Origin of the sequence: Cupriavidus taiwanensis, assembly GCF_900250115.1 — a bacterium.
Lineage (GTDB): Bacteria > Pseudomonadota > Gammaproteobacteria > Burkholderiales > Burkholderiaceae > Cupriavidus > Cupriavidus taiwanensis_B.
The window spans coordinates 2,421,481-2,439,025 of record NZ_LT984803.1; the positions used below are offsets into that span (position 1 = coordinate 2,421,481).

The 17,545-nt window shown below is 65.7% G+C and carries 16 protein-coding genes and 1 pseudogene; 9 read left to right on the forward strand and 8 right to left on the reverse strand.

Translation table 11 applies throughout. The features are described 5' to 3' along the window. Window positions 1-151: 151 nt before the first annotated feature. The 3 genes from CBM2586_RS32650 to CBM2586_RS11415 are packed head-to-tail and all read right to left on the reverse strand — an operon-like array spanning window position 152 to window position 1,090. A complete protein-coding gene (locus CBM2586_RS32650; protein WP_115663702.1) occupies window positions 152-385 on the reverse strand; it encodes a response regulator transcription factor in 234 nt (77 codons plus the stop codon). Further along, window positions 319-594 (reverse strand): response regulator transcription factor, encoded by a 276-nt coding sequence (locus CBM2586_RS11410; protein WP_115661555.1) that lies wholly within the window; start codon window positions 592-594, stop codon window positions 319-321. Before CBM2586_RS11410 ends, CBM2586_RS32650 begins: the two co-directional genes overlap by 67 nt. 58 nt (window positions 595-652) lie before the next feature. Continuing rightward, on the reverse strand, window positions 653-1,090 hold the full coding sequence (locus CBM2586_RS11415; protein WP_145987397.1) for a hypothetical protein: 438 nt from the start codon (window positions 1,088-1,090) through the stop codon (window positions 653-655). Window positions 1,091-1,104: 14 nt separating this feature from the next. Here CBM2586_RS11415 and CBM2586_RS11420 point away from each other — a divergent pair, with 14 nt between their 5' ends. The 7 genes from CBM2586_RS11420 to CBM2586_RS11450 all read left to right on the forward strand — a co-directional run bounded on the left by CBM2586_RS11420 (window position 1,105) and on the right by CBM2586_RS11450 (window position 9,029). Continuing rightward, a complete protein-coding gene (locus CBM2586_RS11420) occupies window positions 1,105-1,860 on the forward strand; it encodes a hypothetical protein (RefSeq protein WP_115687579.1) in 756 nt (251 codons plus the stop codon). A gap of 125 nt (window positions 1,861-1,985) precedes the next feature. Next, window positions 1,986-3,665 carry a S8 family serine peptidase gene (locus CBM2586_RS11425; protein WP_115687581.1) on the forward strand — a complete coding sequence of 560 codons (1,680 nt, stop codon included), beginning with the start codon at window positions 1,986-1,988 and terminating at the stop codon, window positions 3,663-3,665. A 216-nt stretch (window positions 3,666-3,881) separates the two neighbouring features. Further along, window positions 3,882-4,616, forward strand: a complete 735-nt coding sequence (locus tag CBM2586_RS11430) for a hypothetical protein (RefSeq protein ID WP_240987918.1) — start codon at window positions 3,882-3,884, stop codon at window positions 4,614-4,616. A 4-nt stretch (window positions 4,617-4,620) separates the two neighbouring features. Next, window positions 4,621-5,499: a DUF4239 domain-containing protein gene (locus CBM2586_RS11435; RefSeq protein WP_115687585.1), complete on the forward strand. Its 879-nt coding sequence runs from the start codon at window positions 4,621-4,623 to the stop codon at window positions 5,497-5,499. A gap of 50 nt (window positions 5,500-5,549) precedes the next feature. Continuing rightward, complete coding sequence (locus tag CBM2586_RS11440; RefSeq protein WP_115688739.1) at window positions 5,550-6,089, forward strand: glycoside hydrolase family 19 protein; 540 nt, start codon at window positions 5,550-5,552, stop codon at window positions 6,087-6,089. A 704-nt stretch (window positions 6,090-6,793) separates the two neighbouring features. Then, window positions 6,794-7,669, forward strand: coding sequence for a LysR family transcriptional regulator (locus CBM2586_RS11445; RefSeq protein WP_115687587.1), 876 nt, complete (start codon window positions 6,794-6,796; stop codon window positions 7,667-7,669). A gap of 130 nt (window positions 7,670-7,799) precedes the next feature. Then, the gene (locus CBM2586_RS11450) at window positions 7,800-9,029 is read left to right on the forward strand and encodes a YbfB/YjiJ family MFS transporter (protein WP_115688741.1); all 1,230 of its coding nucleotides are present in this window, start codon (window positions 7,800-7,802) and stop codon (window positions 9,027-9,029) included. Window positions 9,030-9,107: 78 nt separating this feature from the next. Here CBM2586_RS11450 and CBM2586_RS11455 read toward each other — a convergent pair whose 3' ends face one another. From CBM2586_RS11455 to CBM2586_RS11470, 4 genes and pseudogenes are all read right to left on the reverse strand, one after another. Continuing rightward, window positions 9,108-9,929, reverse strand: a complete 822-nt coding sequence (locus CBM2586_RS11455) for an alpha/beta fold hydrolase (RefSeq protein WP_115687589.1) — start codon at window positions 9,927-9,929, stop codon at window positions 9,108-9,110. Window positions 9,930-10,428: 499 nt separating this feature from the next. Next, window positions 10,429-10,674: pseudogene (locus tag CBM2586_RS32035) on the reverse strand (maleylacetate reductase); the annotation flags it as partial. Between the two features lie 7 nt (window positions 10,675-10,681). Then, a complete protein-coding gene (locus CBM2586_RS11465; protein WP_115661548.1) occupies window positions 10,682-12,148 on the reverse strand; it encodes an aldehyde dehydrogenase family protein in 1,467 nt (488 codons plus the stop codon). Window positions 12,149-12,376: 228 nt separating this feature from the next. Beyond that, window positions 12,377-13,306: a LysR family transcriptional regulator gene (locus CBM2586_RS11470; RefSeq protein WP_115687591.1), complete on the reverse strand. Its 930-nt coding sequence runs from the start codon at window positions 13,304-13,306 to the stop codon at window positions 12,377-12,379. A gap of 224 nt (window positions 13,307-13,530) precedes the next feature. Here CBM2586_RS11470 and CBM2586_RS11475 point away from each other — a divergent pair, with 224 nt between their 5' ends. Beyond that, window positions 13,531-14,916: an MFS transporter gene (locus CBM2586_RS11475; protein WP_115661546.1), complete on the forward strand. Its 1,386-nt coding sequence runs from the start codon at window positions 13,531-13,533 to the stop codon at window positions 14,914-14,916. 179 nt (window positions 14,917-15,095) lie between these two features. Further along, a complete protein-coding gene (locus CBM2586_RS11480) occupies window positions 15,096-16,091 on the forward strand; it encodes an NAD(P)H-quinone oxidoreductase (RefSeq protein ID WP_115661545.1) in 996 nt (331 codons plus the stop codon). 197 nt (window positions 16,092-16,288) lie between these two features. Here CBM2586_RS11480 and CBM2586_RS11485 read toward each other — a convergent pair whose 3' ends face one another. Next, window positions 16,289-17,449 carry an IS30 family transposase gene (locus tag CBM2586_RS11485; protein WP_115687593.1) on the reverse strand — a complete coding sequence of 387 codons (1,161 nt, stop codon included), beginning with the start codon at window positions 17,447-17,449 and terminating at the stop codon, window positions 16,289-16,291. Window positions 17,450-17,545: the final 96 nt, after the last annotated feature.

Here is a 17,545-nt window from a genome sequence, read left to right on the forward strand (position 1 = left end):
CCAGCACGGCGACAGGAATCGGAACGGCGCAGGGATCGCGGCAGGCAGCACGCTGGTCGCCATGCGGCGGCTGCGTCGACCATTGTCCGGAGCCACCGCCACACGGTGCCATTGGGCAAATGCGGTAGCGCGCCACACTGTGCCGCACCCGCTATGCATCGCAGGCCTGCGGCTGCGGCAGCTCCAGCCATCCTTTCTGCACGCTCACGAACAGCAGGGCGCAGACATTGCCGGCACCCGCCTTCTGCAGCAGCCGGGCCCGGTGCGTGCGCGCGGTCTGGTCGCTGATGCCGAGCGCGCGCGCGATTTCCTTGTCGCTCAGGCCGCGCCCGAGCCATTCCAGATATTCGCGCTCGCGTTCCGAGAAAGGATTATCCGCGGCCAGCGGCCCGCTTTTTTAAACAGCCCGTGCTGGCGCGCGAGATAGCACATGGTCAACTGCGAGGATTTTCGCAATTGCATTTTCGCGAGCAGATGCTCACGGTGCTTGCGCGCCGTGGATATGGAAAATGCGAGACGCGCGGCGATCTCGCGATCGCTCATGCCGCGCGCAATAAAGGCGAGCACCGTCTCTTCCCGAGTGGTGAGGTTCATGCGGAGGACTCCATGCGATGGAACAAGTGGTTCCGTCGCAGGAGCGGCAGCCGCGCGTCTATCTGTGCATCAGTGCATCACAGGACCCTTCGTGCAAGGCTAGTGCGGACCTACGAGCGGAACCGGGGACGGCCCGGCCGGGCTCCAGATCACTGCTTATGTTTTCGATCTCTTGCGCTGTTGCGCCGGCATGGGATTGCGCACTACCCGAGGGTGCGATCCGGAGTTTCCGGATGCCGGCAGCAGAGGCGAATTCTAGGTGCTGGTTTTTATATTTAAAAGCCAATTCATGCTGCGCGATATTTAATTCTGATTGTTGCACGGCATTATCCACTGGCCATACCGCATTTGCCCAATGGCGGCGGCGCGGACGGAAAACCAAGAATGATTCCACCTGTCCGGTGTCGCGCCAATGGCGCAGCAACGCGGCAGGCGCGGCATCCGCGCCAGGCATGCGTGGCCCGCCGCCCTGGTTTTTCTCAATCCACGCAGTCATTCAAAGGAGTCGTCATGACCTACCCCATCCACGCCGCCGTCCTGGCGCCGCAAGGTGTGCTTGGCAATCTCGTCAGCGGTATCGGCGGCCTGCTGCCGTTTTCCGCGCAGCCGATGCTGGTGCCCCAGAGCGCGATGACCGACGCGGTCGCCCCGGCGGTGCGAGACGGCGTGCAGACCGTGGTCACGCATTATGTGAACCCGGTGATCGGCCATGCAGCCGGCGCCGCCGCCGGTGCGCTGGCCCAGCATATTCCCTTCCCCGAGCCCGGGCATACCGGCCCGATCGGCACCGCCATCTCGGCGCACGCACCGGGATTCATCCAGGCGGCCGGCACCGCCGCGGGCTATCCGACCATCGCCATCCATGGCGCCAATATCGTTCGCGAAGGCGCGCGCTACCTGCCGTTCTCGGCCATGCCCGCGGTCACGCTGGCGCCGCAGGGCGTGTTCGGCTCGCTGATCGGCGCGGTGGCGCCGACCCTTGGCCATGCCGTCGGCGGCCTGCTGGGCAATGCCAACGTGGGCCAGCAGATCGGCACCGTGGCCGGCCACCTCGGCGGACTGCTGCCGTTTTCGGCACAACCGCAGGCGGCGCTGGCACCGCAGGGCGTGTTCGGCTCGCTGATCGGCGCGGTGGCACCGACCCTCGGCCATGCCGTCGGCGGCCTGCTGGGCAATGCCAATGTGGGCCAGCAGATCGGCACCGTAGCCGGCCATCTCGGCGGCCTGCTGCCGTTCTCGGCGCAGCCGCAAGTGGTCTATGCCTGAAGTCCGGCGCATGAAGTCCTGCGCATGACCCGTGGCGCCCGACGGCGCCGCCGCGGGCCGGCGTGTACGCGCCGGCCCGCCCGAATCGATGCGCGCGCCGCCTGGCGCCGCGGTGGAGAAAGCAAATGGAACGAGACAAGAAGGCCGAGGCCACGCGCGCCGGCGCGGGCAGCCGCGATGCCGTGGCGCTGGACGCCGGCCGCAAGCAGTACCTGATCGCGCCGCGGCGCCACGCACTGGCCCGGCAGGCGGGCGTGGCGCCGATGTCGGCCAGCGAACTGCACAGCACGGTGACGCAGCTGCCCGGCGTTGAAGTCGTGCATGTGGTCGAAGGCCACAAGAACACGCACCTGCATTCGGTGCGGCCCGACGAGGCCGCCCACACCTACGTGGTCAAGCTCGACGCCGCGCACGCGCAGATGCTGCAGGCCACGGCGCCGCCGCACATGATCGTCGAGGAAGACCATCCGCTCGGCTATGGCCGCAAGGCCGAACTCGAAACCTCCGACCGGCTCCATCCGCAATCGGCGTTCGACGGCCCGGTGTCGCGCGAGGTGCTGGTACGTGTGCTGGGCACCGGCGACACCCCGCTGCCGGGCGTGGCCATCACGCTGGCGGGCGATGGCTTCCCCGCAACCGCCACCACCGACGCCGGCGGCGAAGCGACGCTGACGCTGGTGCAGCAGCAACCCGGTCCGGCGCGCTCGCTGTTCGTGCGGCCGCTGAGCGGCTACTGGAACAAGTACCTGCTGGCGCCCAATGTGGTGTCGGGCCAGCCCAACGTGATCCGCGTAACGCCGCTGTCGCAGCCGAATCCCGACGTGCCGCCGCATGGCCGCTTCGGCTGGGGCCAGCGGCTGATGGGGCTGGACCGGCTCACGCGCAGCTTCGGCGGTCGCGGCGTGCGCGTCGCGGTGGTCGATTCGGGCGCCGACGCCGCGCATCCGCTGCTGGCGCATGTCCGCCATGGCATCGACCTGACCGGCACCGGCGCCGACGCCAGCGCTACCTGGCGCCTCGACACCATCGGCCACGGCTCGCACTGCGCCGGCGTGATCGGCGCGCGGCCGCAGCCGGGTGCGCCGGCGTCCGCCGGCGCGGAGGCACAGGCCCAGGCCACCATGCTCGGCTTCGCGCCAGAGGCGGAAATCCATGCGCTCAAGATCTTCCCGGGCGGGCAGTTCAGCACGCTGCTGCGCGCGCTCGACTACTGCATCGACCACGATGTCGACGTGGTCAACCTGAGCCTGGGCGCACCGCAGCCTTCACAGGCGGTCGAGCAGAAGCTGATCGAAGCCGTGCACAGCGGCGTGGCCTGCATCGTCGCGGCCGGCAACTCGGGCGGGCCGGTGCAGTACCCGGCGGCCTCCGCGTCGGTGCTGGCGGTCTCTGCGCTGGGCCTGCAGAGCGAACTGCCGCACGATGTGTGGGAGCGTACCCAGGTGGTGCAGCACGCGGCCACGCGCGCCGGGCTGTTCGCACCGACGTTCTCGTGCTTCGGCCCGCAGATCGCGGTGTGCGGCCCGGGCGTGGGCATCATCTCGACGGTGCCTGGCGCCGCCTTCATGCCGGACTCCGGCACCTCGATGGCGGCGCCGCATATCGCGGGGCTGGCCGCGCTGCTGCTGTCCGATCCGCAACTGGCCGCGTGGATGGGTCCGCGCGGACCGCGTCGCGTCGCGGCGCTGTTCCAGCTGATTCGCGCCATCAGCTCGCCGATCGTGGCACACGATCCCGAGAACCGCTTCGGCGGCGGCCTGCCGCAGTTGCAGAACCTGCAGCGCCTGCTGGGCCGGCCGCAGTAGGACGCGCCTCCCGCCAGGCGGGCAACGCGGCCCGGCGCCACCCGGGCCGCCCTCACTGTTCCACTGACCATGCGCACGCTCGACTTCACCGCCGCGCCGCCGCGGCGCGCCGCTGCCGTCGCGGCAGATACCGTTGCCGCAACGCCGCCTCGACTTGGCCCGGCAACCGCTTTCGCGCTGCCGCTTGACGGCCAGCTCCGCCGCGAATGCGAGGCCATGGCAAGCCATGCCCTGCGGCTGGGGCTACCGATGCCGGGGGGCTGGACCGTGCTGCTCGGCAGCGAGCACGAAGCGGCCGCGACGGTGGCAGGCACCGCCGCGAGCCTGCCGCCACCGCCCGGTGCCGGTCTTGCCGCGCAGCAGCTCGCGCAACTGCACCAGGCGCTGGCGTGCGCCATCGCGCCCGCAACGCCGCAGTGCATCACCCTGCTCGACGATGAGCGTCGCCGCGCGCCGACGCTGGCCTGCCTGGGCCCCGTGCCGCTGGTGCGCGCCCTGACCGGCACCGCGGTGTGCTGCCTGCTGGCGGTGGTGCTGACCGGCTTGCCCGCGGAGGTGTCGATGGAAAACATGCGCGCCGGCATCCTGGCCTCGTCGGGCCGCACGCTGCTGTTCAACATGCTGTTCCTGCTGTTCTGCGCCGGGCTGGGGGCCTCGTTTGCCTCGCTGTTCCAGGTCCACGGCTACATCGCCAGGGGCACCTATGACCCCAAGTACGACGCCGCCTACGCCGCGCAACTGATCCTTGGCGTGATGTCCGGGCTGATCCTGGTCGAGATGCTGCCGCCGCAACTGTTCGACTCGGCCGGCATGCGCAGCTTCGGCAAGCCGGCCTTGTCGATGCTGGGCGGCTTCTCCGCGACCGCGGTGCATCGCCTGCTCCAGCGTATCGTCGAGATCGTCGAGACCGCGGTGCGCGGCAGCACGCCGCGCGAGCCGCGCAAGGCGTAGCGCCATGCTGTTCCTCTACAGCCTGCCCAGCACCGGCATGGCCGCGATCGTGGTCGCGGCGATCGTCGCGGTGGTGCTGGCCGGCTATGCGGTCGCGCGCCGCTTCGCCCTGATCGAGCTCGATGCCGAGCAGCGCGCAATGGCGGTGTCGATGGTCTCGATCATCACCACCATCAACTCGCTGCTGGTCGCGTTTGCCGCGATCAACGTCTGGGACACCTACAACGCCGCCGATCGCACCGTCGCCGCGGAAGCCACCGCGGCCGGTGAACTGGCGCGCGACCTCGCCGCGTTCGACAGCAGCGCCGCCGATGCCGCCGCGGCGGCATTGCGCAGCTACCTGGAGCAGGTGGTGCACGACGAATGGCCGCGCATGCAGCGCCAGGGCAAGCCCGACGCGCACACCGAACAGCGCTTTGACGCGATGTTCGACCTGGCCAACCGGATCCGCCCGCTCGACAGCCGCCAGACCGTGCTGCTGGGGGAGGTGCTGATGCGCGTCAACGAGATGGTCAAGTACCGGCAGCAGCGGATCCTGACCCTGCACGCGGCGATGCCGAACACCTTGTGGGGCGTGATCCTGATTGTCAGCGCGCTGTCGTTCGCGTTGCTGTACGTGCTGCCGGCAACGCCGTTCAACCTGGCACTGATCACCGCGTGGGCCATCACCATCGGCCTGGCGTTTTTCTTCCTGCTCGCGGTCGACCGGCCCTTCGCCGGCGAGTTCAGCGTCAGCGCCGACCCGCTGCAGCACACCATCGACACGCTGGTGGCCAACGGCACGTGGCCCCAGCCAGCACCGACACCACAACCCACACCACAGCCGGCGCCATACCCAACGCCATACCCAACGCCATACCCAACGCCATACCCGGCGCCATGACCGCCACCGCGGCAACGGCCACCACCACGACAAGGAGACGCAGCATGCAGATGACACCGGAACAATTCCGCGCCGCCACCGGGCTGGGCGAGCCGCAATGCGCCCGCTGGTTTCCACGCCTGTGCGAAGCGATGCAGGCGTACGACATCACCGGCACGGCGCGCGTCGCCGCATTCCTGGCGCAGACCGGGCATGAATCGCTGGGCTACCAGTTCACGCACGAGCTGTGGGGACCGACGCCGGCGCAGGCGCTGTACGAGCCGCCGTCGCGCAAGGCGATGGCGCTCGGCAACGTGCGGGCGGGCGATGGCAAGCGCTTTCGCGGCCGGGGCCTGATCCAGATAACCGGCCGCGCCAACTACTCGGTGTGCGGGGCCGCGCTGGGCGCCGACCTGACCGCCGCGCCCGAACTGCTCGAACAGGACGCCTGGGCCGCGCGCTCGGCGGCATGGTGGTGGCGCACGCACGGCTGCAACGCGCTCGCCGACAGCGGCGATTTCATCGCGCTCACGCGGCGCATCAACGGCGGCACCAATGGACTTGAAGACCGCCTGCGGCGCTGGAAAGTTGCCACCGCGGCGCTGTCCTGAAGCCGCACGGCACCATAAAAAGAGTTCTCCGAAGAATTCCTGGAGGCTGGATTGGCACTGTCCGTATCCTGTGGCCGTGGAGAATCAAGGCTGAACCTTTGTAGGGGATGTGAGTTTTTGATGGACACCTACGGTAAGTCTTCGCGAGAGAAGCTGTTGGAGTTCTTGTCTGCAGCCGAGGACTTTAATCAGCTCAGGAACCTGGAGCAGCCGCGGCTTGCGAAAGAATACTGTCTTCATATGGCTGCAAACATCTATGCACCGGCCGCCGGATCACCAAAGGCTGCGTAGACCAGGCTTGCAGCTATCGGGCCGTCACGGCCGCATTGATAGAACACACAATAGAGGGTCGTCGTTTCCTTACGGCCGCCCGTCTGAGTTGGGCCAAGAGCGGCCATCCGACCTACAGCGCCAACCTAGCGAGTCGAGTGCGCAATTCACCGCAGGTCTAACGACTCGCCCTCTTGCCGCTCAATGGCCAGTCGACGTTTGCATGGGCGGCATCGGACCGAGGGCTCCGGTATCGACGTTGTCGCCCATTCCTGTATCCTTCTGCATCTCGTTGGAAGGTAGAGCCAAGCGAACCGTCCCCCGCGTCATCAATATCACACTTGACATCGGCGGCGTAGCAAGAAGCGTGCGTGTTCGACCGGGGGAGCCGAGGGCAAAGTCCGACATCGCCATCAAGGACCACGGATTTTTGAGTGAACTGGGACGACACAAGAATATTTCTCGCTCTACAGCGGGAGCGGACACTGCGGCGGGCTGCCCGTGTCGCCGGCGTAGACCAAGCAACGGTAGGCCGCCGACTGGCAGCCCTCGAACATGCTTTGGGTGCCACGCTGTTTCTCCGGACTTCCGAAGGCTATGTGCTGACCCCGGCCGGCGAGAATGCACTGCGCTCTGCCGAGCAAATGGAGAAATCTGCCAACGCGCTGATTCGCCAGGCGCAGGGTGCGGACAGCCGCCTGGCGGGCGAGGTCAAGGTCACCACGACAGATTCCCTCGCGCTGCAATTTGTGATTCCGGCCATGGCACGCCTGCATGCGGCGCATCCGGACGTCAGCGTGATCCTGAACACGTCCACGCAGATGCTGAACCTGGCGCGGCGCGAGGCAGATATTGCGATACGCAATATGAAACCGGAGAACCCGGATCTGGTGGCCAGGCGCCTGGCGCACTGGACGGTGGGCCTGTTCGCCTCTCCGGCCTATCTTGCCGAGCGCGGCGAGCCGGCGCGGAACGAAGCCTTCGCCGGGCATGACCTCGTCATGTACCAGCCCTATCTGAGCGGCAGCGCCGCGCCGACTCTGGTCGGAGAACCGATCCATGCGGGCCGGCTGGTCAGCGCGGTGAACTCGAGCCTGATGCTGCGGAGCATGATCAAGGCCGGCATGGCGATTGGCGAGGTGCCGGTGCCGCTGGCGGAGCGCGACGGACTGCAGCGCATCTGGCCCGAGAAAGCTCGTGAGGGGCACTATGAAGTCTGGCTGGTTACCCATCAGGATCTCCGGCACACCGCCCGCGTCCGCGCCATGATCGATACGATCGTGGAGGAGTTTCAGGGCGCTCACGGCTGAACACGGCGCGGGCGCTGCATAAATGCATGCGCCGCGTGGCAAATTTCAGCATCGTCGGCAGCGCGGGCGTCCCTACACTCGTATGCACGGCAGCCGGACAGACCGGCTGCGCTTCTACGGTGCATACGCCATGACCACGCTTTCCTCTCCGACCGTCCACGCTGCCTCGCCACCGCGCACGCCGTGGTACATCTTCGCCGGCTTCGCGGCCAGTCTCGTCAGTATCGGACTGGCCCGCTTCGCCTACACGCCGCTGCTGCCCGCACTGATCGACACAGGCTGGTTTTCGGCCTCGAACGTTGTTTTCCTCGCCGCGGCGAACCTTGCCGGTTATCTGCTCGGCGCGCTTGCCGGCCACCCGATGGCCCGGCGCTTGTCGAGCGTTGGCGCATTGCGGCTGATGATGGTCATCGTCACGCTCGCATTCGTCGCGTGCGCCTGGCCGCTCTCGGTATCCTGGTACTTTGCCTGGCGCCTTGCATCGGGCGTGGCGGGCGGCGCCATCATGGTGCTGGCGCCGGGAGCCATCCTGACGCATGTCCCCCGGGACCGCCGAGGCATCGCAAGCGGCGCCATCTTTCTCGGCATCGGGGTCGGCATCGCAGGTTCGGGAACCATCGTGCCGCTGCTATTGCAGTCCGGCCTGCGGACGACCTGGCTCGGCCTCGCGCTGATCGCCGCGGTCTTGACGGGGACGACATGGTCAGCATGGCCTCGCGGGCATGCGGCTTCAGTACCCGACCATGGTGGACAACAGGCCGAGCCAGCGGCCGGCCTCGACCGCGGCGTCGTGCTGCTCTATGCGCAATACGGCCTGATGGCGATGGCCCTGGTGCCCACCATGGTCTTCCTCGTTGACTTCGTCGCCCGCGGACTGGGAGCGGGCGCCCATGCCGGCGCGCTGTTCTGGGTGGTGTATGGCGGCGGCGCGATCATGGGGCCGCCGGTCTACGGCTGGCTTGCCGATCATCTCGGCGCCCGCCGCGCGCTCCGCGTGGCATTGATTGCCCAGGCCATTGCCGTCGCCATGATGGCATACGCGTCGAACCTCATCGGGCTTGCGATGGCGACGGCGGTCATCGGGACATTCCCGCCCGGCATCGTGCCGCTGGCGCTGGCCCGCCTGCATGAGCGCATTCACGCCCACCACCGGCACGGCCAGGCGTGGAGCCGTGCCACGATCAGCTTCGCCACTTGCCAGGCAATTGCCGGCTACGCGTATTCCGCGGTATTTGCGGCCAGCGGTGGCGCGCACCGGCTGATGTTCGGCATTGCGGTGGGCTGCTTGCTGCTGGCGCTCGGTTCCGAGCTTGTTTTCTCGGAGGCATGGGTCGCGCGGTCGAGGAAGCCTGGGCTCTGACGCTCGTGCCGGCTGCGCATGAACGGAGCGCGCAGCCTTGAAAGTGCCCAGTGCCGCCGAGGCACTGGCACGCAGTGCTTATGCGTTGATGAAAGCCAGGAGGTCCTCGTTGACCTGGCTGGCATGCGTCGCGATCAGCCCATGCGAACCGCCGGCGTAGACCTTCAGCGTCGCATTCGGGATGAGCGAGGCGGCCGGGCGCGATGACATCTCCACCGGCACGTTCTGGTCGTCATCGCCATGCAGCAGCAACGTGGGAATGCGCAGCCGCTTCAGATCGTCCGTGAAGTCGACTTCGGAGAACTCGCGAACGCAGGCGTACTGGGCCAGGATGCCACCCGTCATGCCCTGCGCCCAGAATGCATCGATCAGGCTCTGGGAAGGCACCGCCTGGGGCCTGTTGAGACCGTAGAACGGAACCGCAAGCTCCCTGAAGAACTGCGATCGGTCTCCGGCCAGTGCGTTGCGGATGCCGTCGAAGATCTCCAGCGGAACGCCATCCGGGTGCGTCTCAGTCCTGGCCATCAGTGGAACAGGCGCGGCGATCAGAACCGCCTTCGCGACGCGCGCGCTGCCATGCCGGCTGATGTAGCGCACAATCTCGCCGCCGCCGATGGAGTGTCCTACCAGGGTCGCGTTCTGCAAATCAAGCGTGCTGATCAGCGTGGCCAGATCATCGGCGTACGTGTCGATGTCATTCCCGCTGGCCGGCTGATCCGAACGCCCGTGCCCGCGGCGATCGTGCGCAATGACGCGGAACCCGCTTTGCACGAGCAGGAGCATTTGTGCATCCCATGCGTCAGCGTTAGCGGGCCAGCCGTGCGAGAGAACGACCGGGCGGCCAGCGCCCCAGTCCTTGTAGAAAAGCCGGGTACCGTCAGGGATAGTGATGTAGGGCATGTTTTGGTTTGTGTGTGGAAAGTAAGACGTGCGGACACGTGGAAGCGCAGCGACGACAAAGGGGCCGCTCCGCTGGGGGGACTGCAGCAGACAGGAGTCAGGAAAACCTGCGACTCGCGGTGGAGGCAGGCGGTTGAAGCGTTACTTGCTGCCGTTGCTTCCTTTACTGCCGGCATTTCCTTCGTAGTCGAGCGGTACCCACTCGAAACGGTCGCCGTTACGCCGCAGATGGCCGAGGCCGGGGAAGGCGATATGGGCCGCCGCAATCACCGTGCGGGTCCGCACGACGTCGTCGAACAGCTGCTTGCGCGCGTGCCAGGCCGCACCCCGTTTTGTTTGACGACATAGGAAACGTGGCCAGGCGTGTGTCCGGGAGTCTGGATCGCGGTGATGCCCGGCGCGACCTCGGTGTCTCCCGCGAACGGCGCGAAGCGATGCGCCGCCTGGTAAGGCGCGGCCGCGGCGATCGCGTCGTCAAAGGACAGGCGGCTTGAGGAGCGAGCGCGGCGGCGGCGTCCCGCGCCGCCGCCGCGACCTCGATATGCATGACGGCATTCGCATGGAGGCCAGCCGCCCGCTCGCCGAGTGCCGAGGCAATGCGGTCGGCCAGGTCGCGCTGATCGGGCGACGCCAGAATGAGGGCGCGCTTTGCGCCCAGCCGGTCGAGTTCGGCAGGCAGCTGCGCGAGCGCGCCCCATTCGAACACCACACGGGCCGCCGTGCCGTGATCGACAAAGCCTTTCATGGCAGCCTCAGCGCCGGAAATGCGGCGGCACATTGCCGTCGACATTGACCCACACCGAGCGCGCCTCGGTGTAGTCGTGCATCGCCTCGTAGCCCATCTCGCGCCCGTAGCCGGACTGGCCGACGCCGCCGAACGGGCTGCCGGGGTTCACGCGCTTGTAGCAATTGATCCAGCACATGCCGGCTTCCATGGCCGCAGCGGTGCGATGCGCACGCGACAGGTCACGCGTCCACAGGCCGCTGCCCAGTCCGTAACTGGTGCTGTTGGCGATCTGCAGGGCTTCCTCATCGCTGTCAAACCGCAGCACGGTGACGAACGGCCCAAAGACTTCTTCCTGTGCGATCCGGTCCTGCGGAGTCCTGGCTTCGACGATCGTCGGGCGTACGTAATAGCCCTTCGCCAGGGACGGATCGCTTGGCGCGGCGCCGCCAGCCATCACGTGACCGCCTTGCTCTCGCGCGACGTCGACGTAAGCTTTCACCCGCTCCAGATGCTGCAGCGAGGTGAGCGGCCCCATTTCGGTGGTTGCGTCGAGCGGATTGCCGATCCGGATCGAATCCGCCAGCGCGATGAAGCGGTCCAGGAACTCGTCGGCAATGCGTTCGTGCAGCACCAGCCGCGAGCCGGCGATGCACGCCTGCCCCTGATTGTGGAAGATCGCCCACGCCGCCCCGTTGATTGCCGCGTCGAGCTTGGCATCGTCGAACACAATGTTCGCGCCCTTGCCGCCCAGCTCGAGCTGGACGCGCTTCAGGTTGCCCTGCGACGCTTCCACGATACGGCGCCCGGTGGCCGTCGAGCCGGTAAAGGCGATCTTGCGGACGCGCGGATGTTCGGCCAGCCGCTGGCCGGCGGTATGGCCGTATCCAGGAACGATGTTGACGACGCCTTCAGGGAAGCCGACCTCGGCCATCAGTTCGGCGATCCTCAGCGTCGAAAGCGGCGTGATTTCCGAGGGTTTCAGCACAACAGTGTTCCCAGCCGCCAGGGCCGGCCCCATTTTCCAGCTGGTGAACATCAGCGGAAAATTCCAGGGGACGATCTGGCCGACCACGCCGATGGGCGCGCGCTGCACATAGTTCAGAAAGCCCGTCTCGACGGGAATCACCGAGCCTTGCAGCTTGTCTGCCATGCCGCCGAAATAGCGGAAGCAGGCAGCGGTGCGTGGCACATCCAGTGCGCGCGAATCGCGGATCGGATGGCCGGTATCCAGCGATTCCAGTTGCGCCAGGCTTTCCGCATTGGCGTCGATGGCATCGGCGAGCCGCAGCAGCAGGCGCCCGCGATCCGCGGCCGCCATGGCGGACCACCGGGGAAAGGCGCGTTCCGCGGCCGCCACCGCGAGATCGACATCGGTGGATGTGGCGGCGGCAACCTTCGTGATCAGCGATCCGTCATGCGGATTCAGCACGTCGATCGTGTCGCCTTCGGCTGCGTCGACGAAGCGGCCGTTGATAAACAGTTGGTTCTGCATGCAACATCCTCATTGGAAGCGGGGGCGCCTGTGGCGGGGCACAGGAAGCCGGTCGCGATCGCCCGCCCCTCGCCGAATGGGGAGGGAGGCGATGTTCGTTCGGTCCGAGAAATGTATGGCTACGGGCGCCCCGCGACTACGGCCAGCGCGCCGAGGACGGTATTCGCGCTTCTCGAATAATCCGCGGGATGCTGCAGGGGAGAAGGGAAAAGGACTGACGGGGCGGCGTCAGCGAATCCAGCCGCGCTCGATGAGGGGAACGTCCCACTTCGGTTCCGGGCCCAGCCACTCGGCGAGAAACTCAACCAGTGCGCGCACCTTCAAGGACTGTCGTTGCGTCTCCGGGTACACCGCAGCGAAGCTGAGGTGCGACAGGTCATAGTCCGGAAGGATCGGCACAAGGGTGCCATCGAGGAGCGCGGCACTGGCCACCAGGGTCGGCAGGCATACCACCGCTGCACCTGTAATGGCGTAGTCGCGCAGGAGATGGACGGAATTCGAGCGTATCGTCCCCGGAAGCTCCATCTCCACGGTTTCATCGCCTCGCGTCATGGTCCAGCGATTGCGCGATGGATAGCCGGAATAGAGGGCCATGTTGTGCTGCAGCAGGTCGCGGGGATGGCTGGGCGTGCCCTGCGCCTGAAGATAAGACGGCGCCGCGCAGAACAGCCGGCGCACCGGGAACAGCCGCCGTTCGATCAGTGACTCGGAAATGGGCGGGAAGATCTGGAAGGCGACGTCGAAGCCTTCTTCGATAGGATCGACGACCCGGTCGTTCACGATGATGTCCACCTGGATCGCCGGGTAACGGCGGCTGAACTCGGCCAGTGGCGCGCCGAAATGGTCAAGGCCAAAGCCGGGGAGGACCTGGATACGCAGCTTGCCGGTCGGCGTGGCGCGCAGTCCTCGCATCTGGTCGGTCAGATCGTTCACGCGGCCGACCACGTCGGCGCACTCGCGATAGAACGCCTCGCCCACGTCGGACAGCCGCACATGCCGCGTGCTCCGGTGAAACAGCGGCGCTTCGACGAATTTCTCCAGCTGCTGGACCCGGTTGGTGATGACCGAACCCGTCACACCAAGCTGTCGTGCGGCCTCCGCGAAGCTGCTGGTCTCCGCCACGCGGACGAAAGCTTCGATGCTCAGAAATCGATCCACTGCGTCCGTCCCCTGGTGCCGGCAATTGTTTGGTAATCGCGAATGGCGTAGTCGCCTTTCGCGCAATTGTAGCGGCGGCAGGCCGTCTCCAGAATGCAGGGCGACCCGATGGCAGCGGGCGGTATGAGGGGACGCCATGCCTGTGGCGCGCTTGCGGACCTGCCGCCGGTCGGTAACTGCCTGACAACAATACGCTGGCTCGACCGGCTCAAAGGAGACCCCATATGGCCCCGGACCATGCGCCCGATGTCCAGAGGTTCATCGATGCGCAACGCTTTTCGCCGCTGCAATGGCTGGTGTTCGTGCTGTGTTTTCTCGTGATGGTGCTGGACGGCTACGACACCGTCGCGATGGGCTTTATCGCGCCGTCCCTGGTGCAGGCATGGGGTGTGAGCCGGTCTGCCCTCGGGCCGGTGATGAGTGCCGCGCTGGTCGGGGTCGCGATCGGCGCGCTCCTGACCGGGCCGGTTGCCGACCGCTACGGTCGCAGAAAATTACTGATTCTCTCGGTGCTGTGGTTCGGTGGATGGACGTTGTTGTCGGCTCGCGCACAAACCATCGGCGAACTGACGGTTCTGCGCTTTCTGACTGGTCTGGGCCTGGGTGCGGCGATGCCCAACGCCGTCACGCTGATGTCCGAATACGCGCCGGCGCGGGTGCGCAGTCTGGTCATCAACGCTATGTTCTCCGGCTTCTCGTTCGGCCTCATGGCCGGCGGCGTGGTCGCCGCCTGGCTGATCCCGGCCGCCGGCTGGCGCAGTGTCCTGCTCGCAGGCGGTGTCGGCCCCATTCTTCTGGCTTTGCCACTGGCATTGTGGCTGCCCGAGTCCGTACTATTCCTGGCCGCGCGCATCGGCGGGACCGCACGGGCCCGGGCCATTCTTCAGCGCATTGGACCCGTCGCTGCTTTGGAGAATGCAACGATCATCGCCCAAGCGCCAACTCCGGCACCAGCGGGCAAGACCGCGCAAAGCGCCGCCGCGCTGATGCTCATGCTATCGCCGCGTTATCGCTGGCCGACGATACTGCTATGGGTGGCCTATTTCATGGCTTTGCTGACCTGGTACCTCCTGGCTGGCTGGATGCCGATGCTCTTTCAAGACGGAGGCTTCAGCCCCAGGGACGCTGCCCTTATCGCATCGACTCTGCCGCTTGGTGGTGTACTCGGCAATCTGTTTGCCGGCTGGCTGATGGACCGCTGGACGCCGCACCGCATCATCATCGCCGCCTTCCTGATGACTGGCATGCTCTCGGTCATTGCGGGACAGTGCGCTGGCCAGCCAGGGTTGCTAGGGGCCCTCCTGCTTGTTTGCGGCGTCGCGGTCACAGCGCCGGTCACGTCGTTGGCGTCCTACGCATCGATGCTTTACCCGACCGAAGCGCGCGCCACCGGGGTTTCGTGGATGTTCGGCGTCGGCCGGTTCGGGGGCGTCGCGAGCGCCTTTGTCGGGGCCGCGCTGCTGGGATTCGGATTGCAGATCAGCGTCGTCTTCTCCCTGCTGGTGGTGCCCTCACTGATCGGTGCGTTCTCGTTGTGGGCGATTCAGCGCGACAAGACCCGGGGTGCCGTGCACTGGGAGCCGGCAGAAGAGCTGACCAGCGAGCCATGAAGCGCGCGCTGCCGCCGGCACTCCACCAAGAGCCCGACAGACCATGAGTCGATGATGGCGCCGTGATGCAAAAACGCATACCAGAAGAGGAAAGGTACATGGTTTCAGCAGCCACTTGCCTCCCTATACTGCCCTTGCCGATGGGGCATATCCCGCCCCAATCTTCTTCTGGAGTCTGCATGAAAGCGATTGGTTTCAACGATTTTGGGCCGCACGACATTCTCCACCTGACGGAGGTCCCTGCTCCGGAGATCCGCCCGAATGACCTGCTGGTCCGCAACCATGCGGCAGGGGTCAATCGCGCGGATATTCTTCAGCGCAACGGGGCCTACGGACGCTCGTATTTCGGCGACTCCGATGTCATGGGCCTGGAGATCGCCGGTGAAGTGATCGGCATGGGCAGGGAAGTCCAGGGCTTTCGTATCGGCGATCGGGTCATGGGCATCGTCGGTGGCGGCGCGTACGCAGAACTGGCTCGTATCGATTACCGCATGGCCATGCCTGTGCCCAAGGGATTCGGCTACGCCGAAGCCGCCGCGATCCCCGAGGTATTCGTGACGGCTCACGAGGCGCTCTTCCATCTGGCGGCGTTGCAGGCGGGCGATCGCGTATTGATCCACGCGGCGGCCAGCGGCGTGGGTACCGCCGCGGTGCAGCTGGCGGCGGCCGCAGGCGCTGAAGTGTTCGTCACGGCCAGCGGTAGCAAGCTGCCCCGGCTTCGGGAACTGGGCGCTAACGTCCTGATCGACTACAAGGCGCAGGACTTTGCATCAGCTGTCGCCGATGCAACGGGTGGGGCCGGCGTCAATGTCGTCGTGGATTTCGTTGGCGCGCCGTACTTCGAACGCAATATCCACGTGCTCGCCAATGGCGGGCGACTGATACAAGTGGGTACGCTCGGGGGAAGTTCCGATGCCAAGGTGCCTTTGGAGCGGATTCTCTATGGACATCTGAAGGTCATCGGCACCGTGATGAAGTCGCGCACGGCGGACGAGAAGCGGGCAATGGTGAGGCGCTTCAGCGATCGCTGGCTGGTGCGCTTCGATGAAGGCACTATCCGGCCCGTCGTCGATAGTGTTTTCCCCCTCGCCAACGCTGGCGATGCGCATCGCCAGATGGAATCCAATCAGAGCGTGGGAAAAATCATTCTTGAAATTTGCCACGCAGCTCAGTGAACGTTTAGCAACAAGCCATCGACCGGTTGAATCTGCGGTCGGTAGCGGCCGCTGCGCCATGCGGAACGCAGTAAATGCCGCTGACGACCGGGGTCGGCCAGGAACGGTCTATGGCCAAAACGCTGGTCAATGCAAAATTGGTGCTGACGACCGGTCTCTCGTTCGAACGGTGGGAATGGCGGTTTCGGGGTGCGGATTCAACCGGTCGATGCAACGTTTTGATGGAATCGTTCGGCCGGCGTATCAAAGTTGAGTGTCTTGCGCGGACGTTCATTGAGCCGCCTCGCGACGGCATTGAGTTTGGCTTGCGAGTAGACAGAGAGATCCGTGCCTTTCGGGAAGTATTGTCTTAATAGGCCGTTCGTGTTCTCGTTGGAGCCCCGTTGCCAGGGATTCTGAGGGTCGCAGAAGTAGACCTGAATGTCGGTCGCCACGGTAAAGCGCTTGTGATCGGCCATCTCTTTTCCACGATCCCACGTCAGCGATTTGTACAGCTCCTGGGGTAATTTGCCTGCATGTTTGATCAGGGCATTGACCACAGTCTCTGTGTCCTTGCTGGCAACCTTCACCAGCATCACAAACCTCGTCTGACGCTCGACCAAGGTGACGATCTGGCTGTTGTCGCTGCCGAAGAGCAGGTCGCCTTCCCAGTGGCCGGGAATCGCGCGATCTTCGACGGTTGCAGGCCGCTCACTGATCGAAACGGTGTCACAGATTCTTCCACGGTCGTCAGTCTTCGCGGAATAGAGACGAGAGTGACGCATGACCCGGCAGCGCCTCAGGTGTTCAAGCAACTCCTTCTTCAGCGCACCGCGGGCCTGTACATAAAGGCTACGATAGATCGTCTCGTGTGACACCTGGTAGTCCTTGTTGACCGCATATGCATGCTTGAGCCAGCCTGCAATCTGCTCTGGGGACCATTGCATCCTCAGCTTGGCTGCCACAACCTGCGCCAGCGTTCGGTTTCCGACGAGCTTACAGGCCTTTGGGCGGCGCGCTCGCGCCCAGGCAAGCTCGTCCGCCTGGTTTGCACGATAGCCTTGGCTTCCCCCGTTTCGCCTGAGCTCACGGCTAATGGTAGACGGGGCGCGTCCTAGCCGGGATGCAATCGACCGGACAGAGAGTCCGGCCGCCACGGAGCGAGAGATCTCCTCTCGTTCGGCAAGCGTCAATGCCAATCGGGAGCGGTGTCGCTGTACTGGCTGGATACCACCGGTCTCCGCCAAGATCCTCTGCATCGAAGAGTGACCCCGATCGAACAATCGTGCGATCTGATGAAGCGTGTCACCTTTGCGCCACCGTTCCCACATCAGTGCCTTTTGGGTCTCGGTGTAGTAGATCCGCCGTCTTTGCTTCATTTGCAGCACCCCTCAGGCTTGCAAAGCCTTTAGTGTGTTGCATCGACCGGTTGAATCCGCAGGCGAAAGCAGCCCTCCGGCATTCTTGCCGCTGCA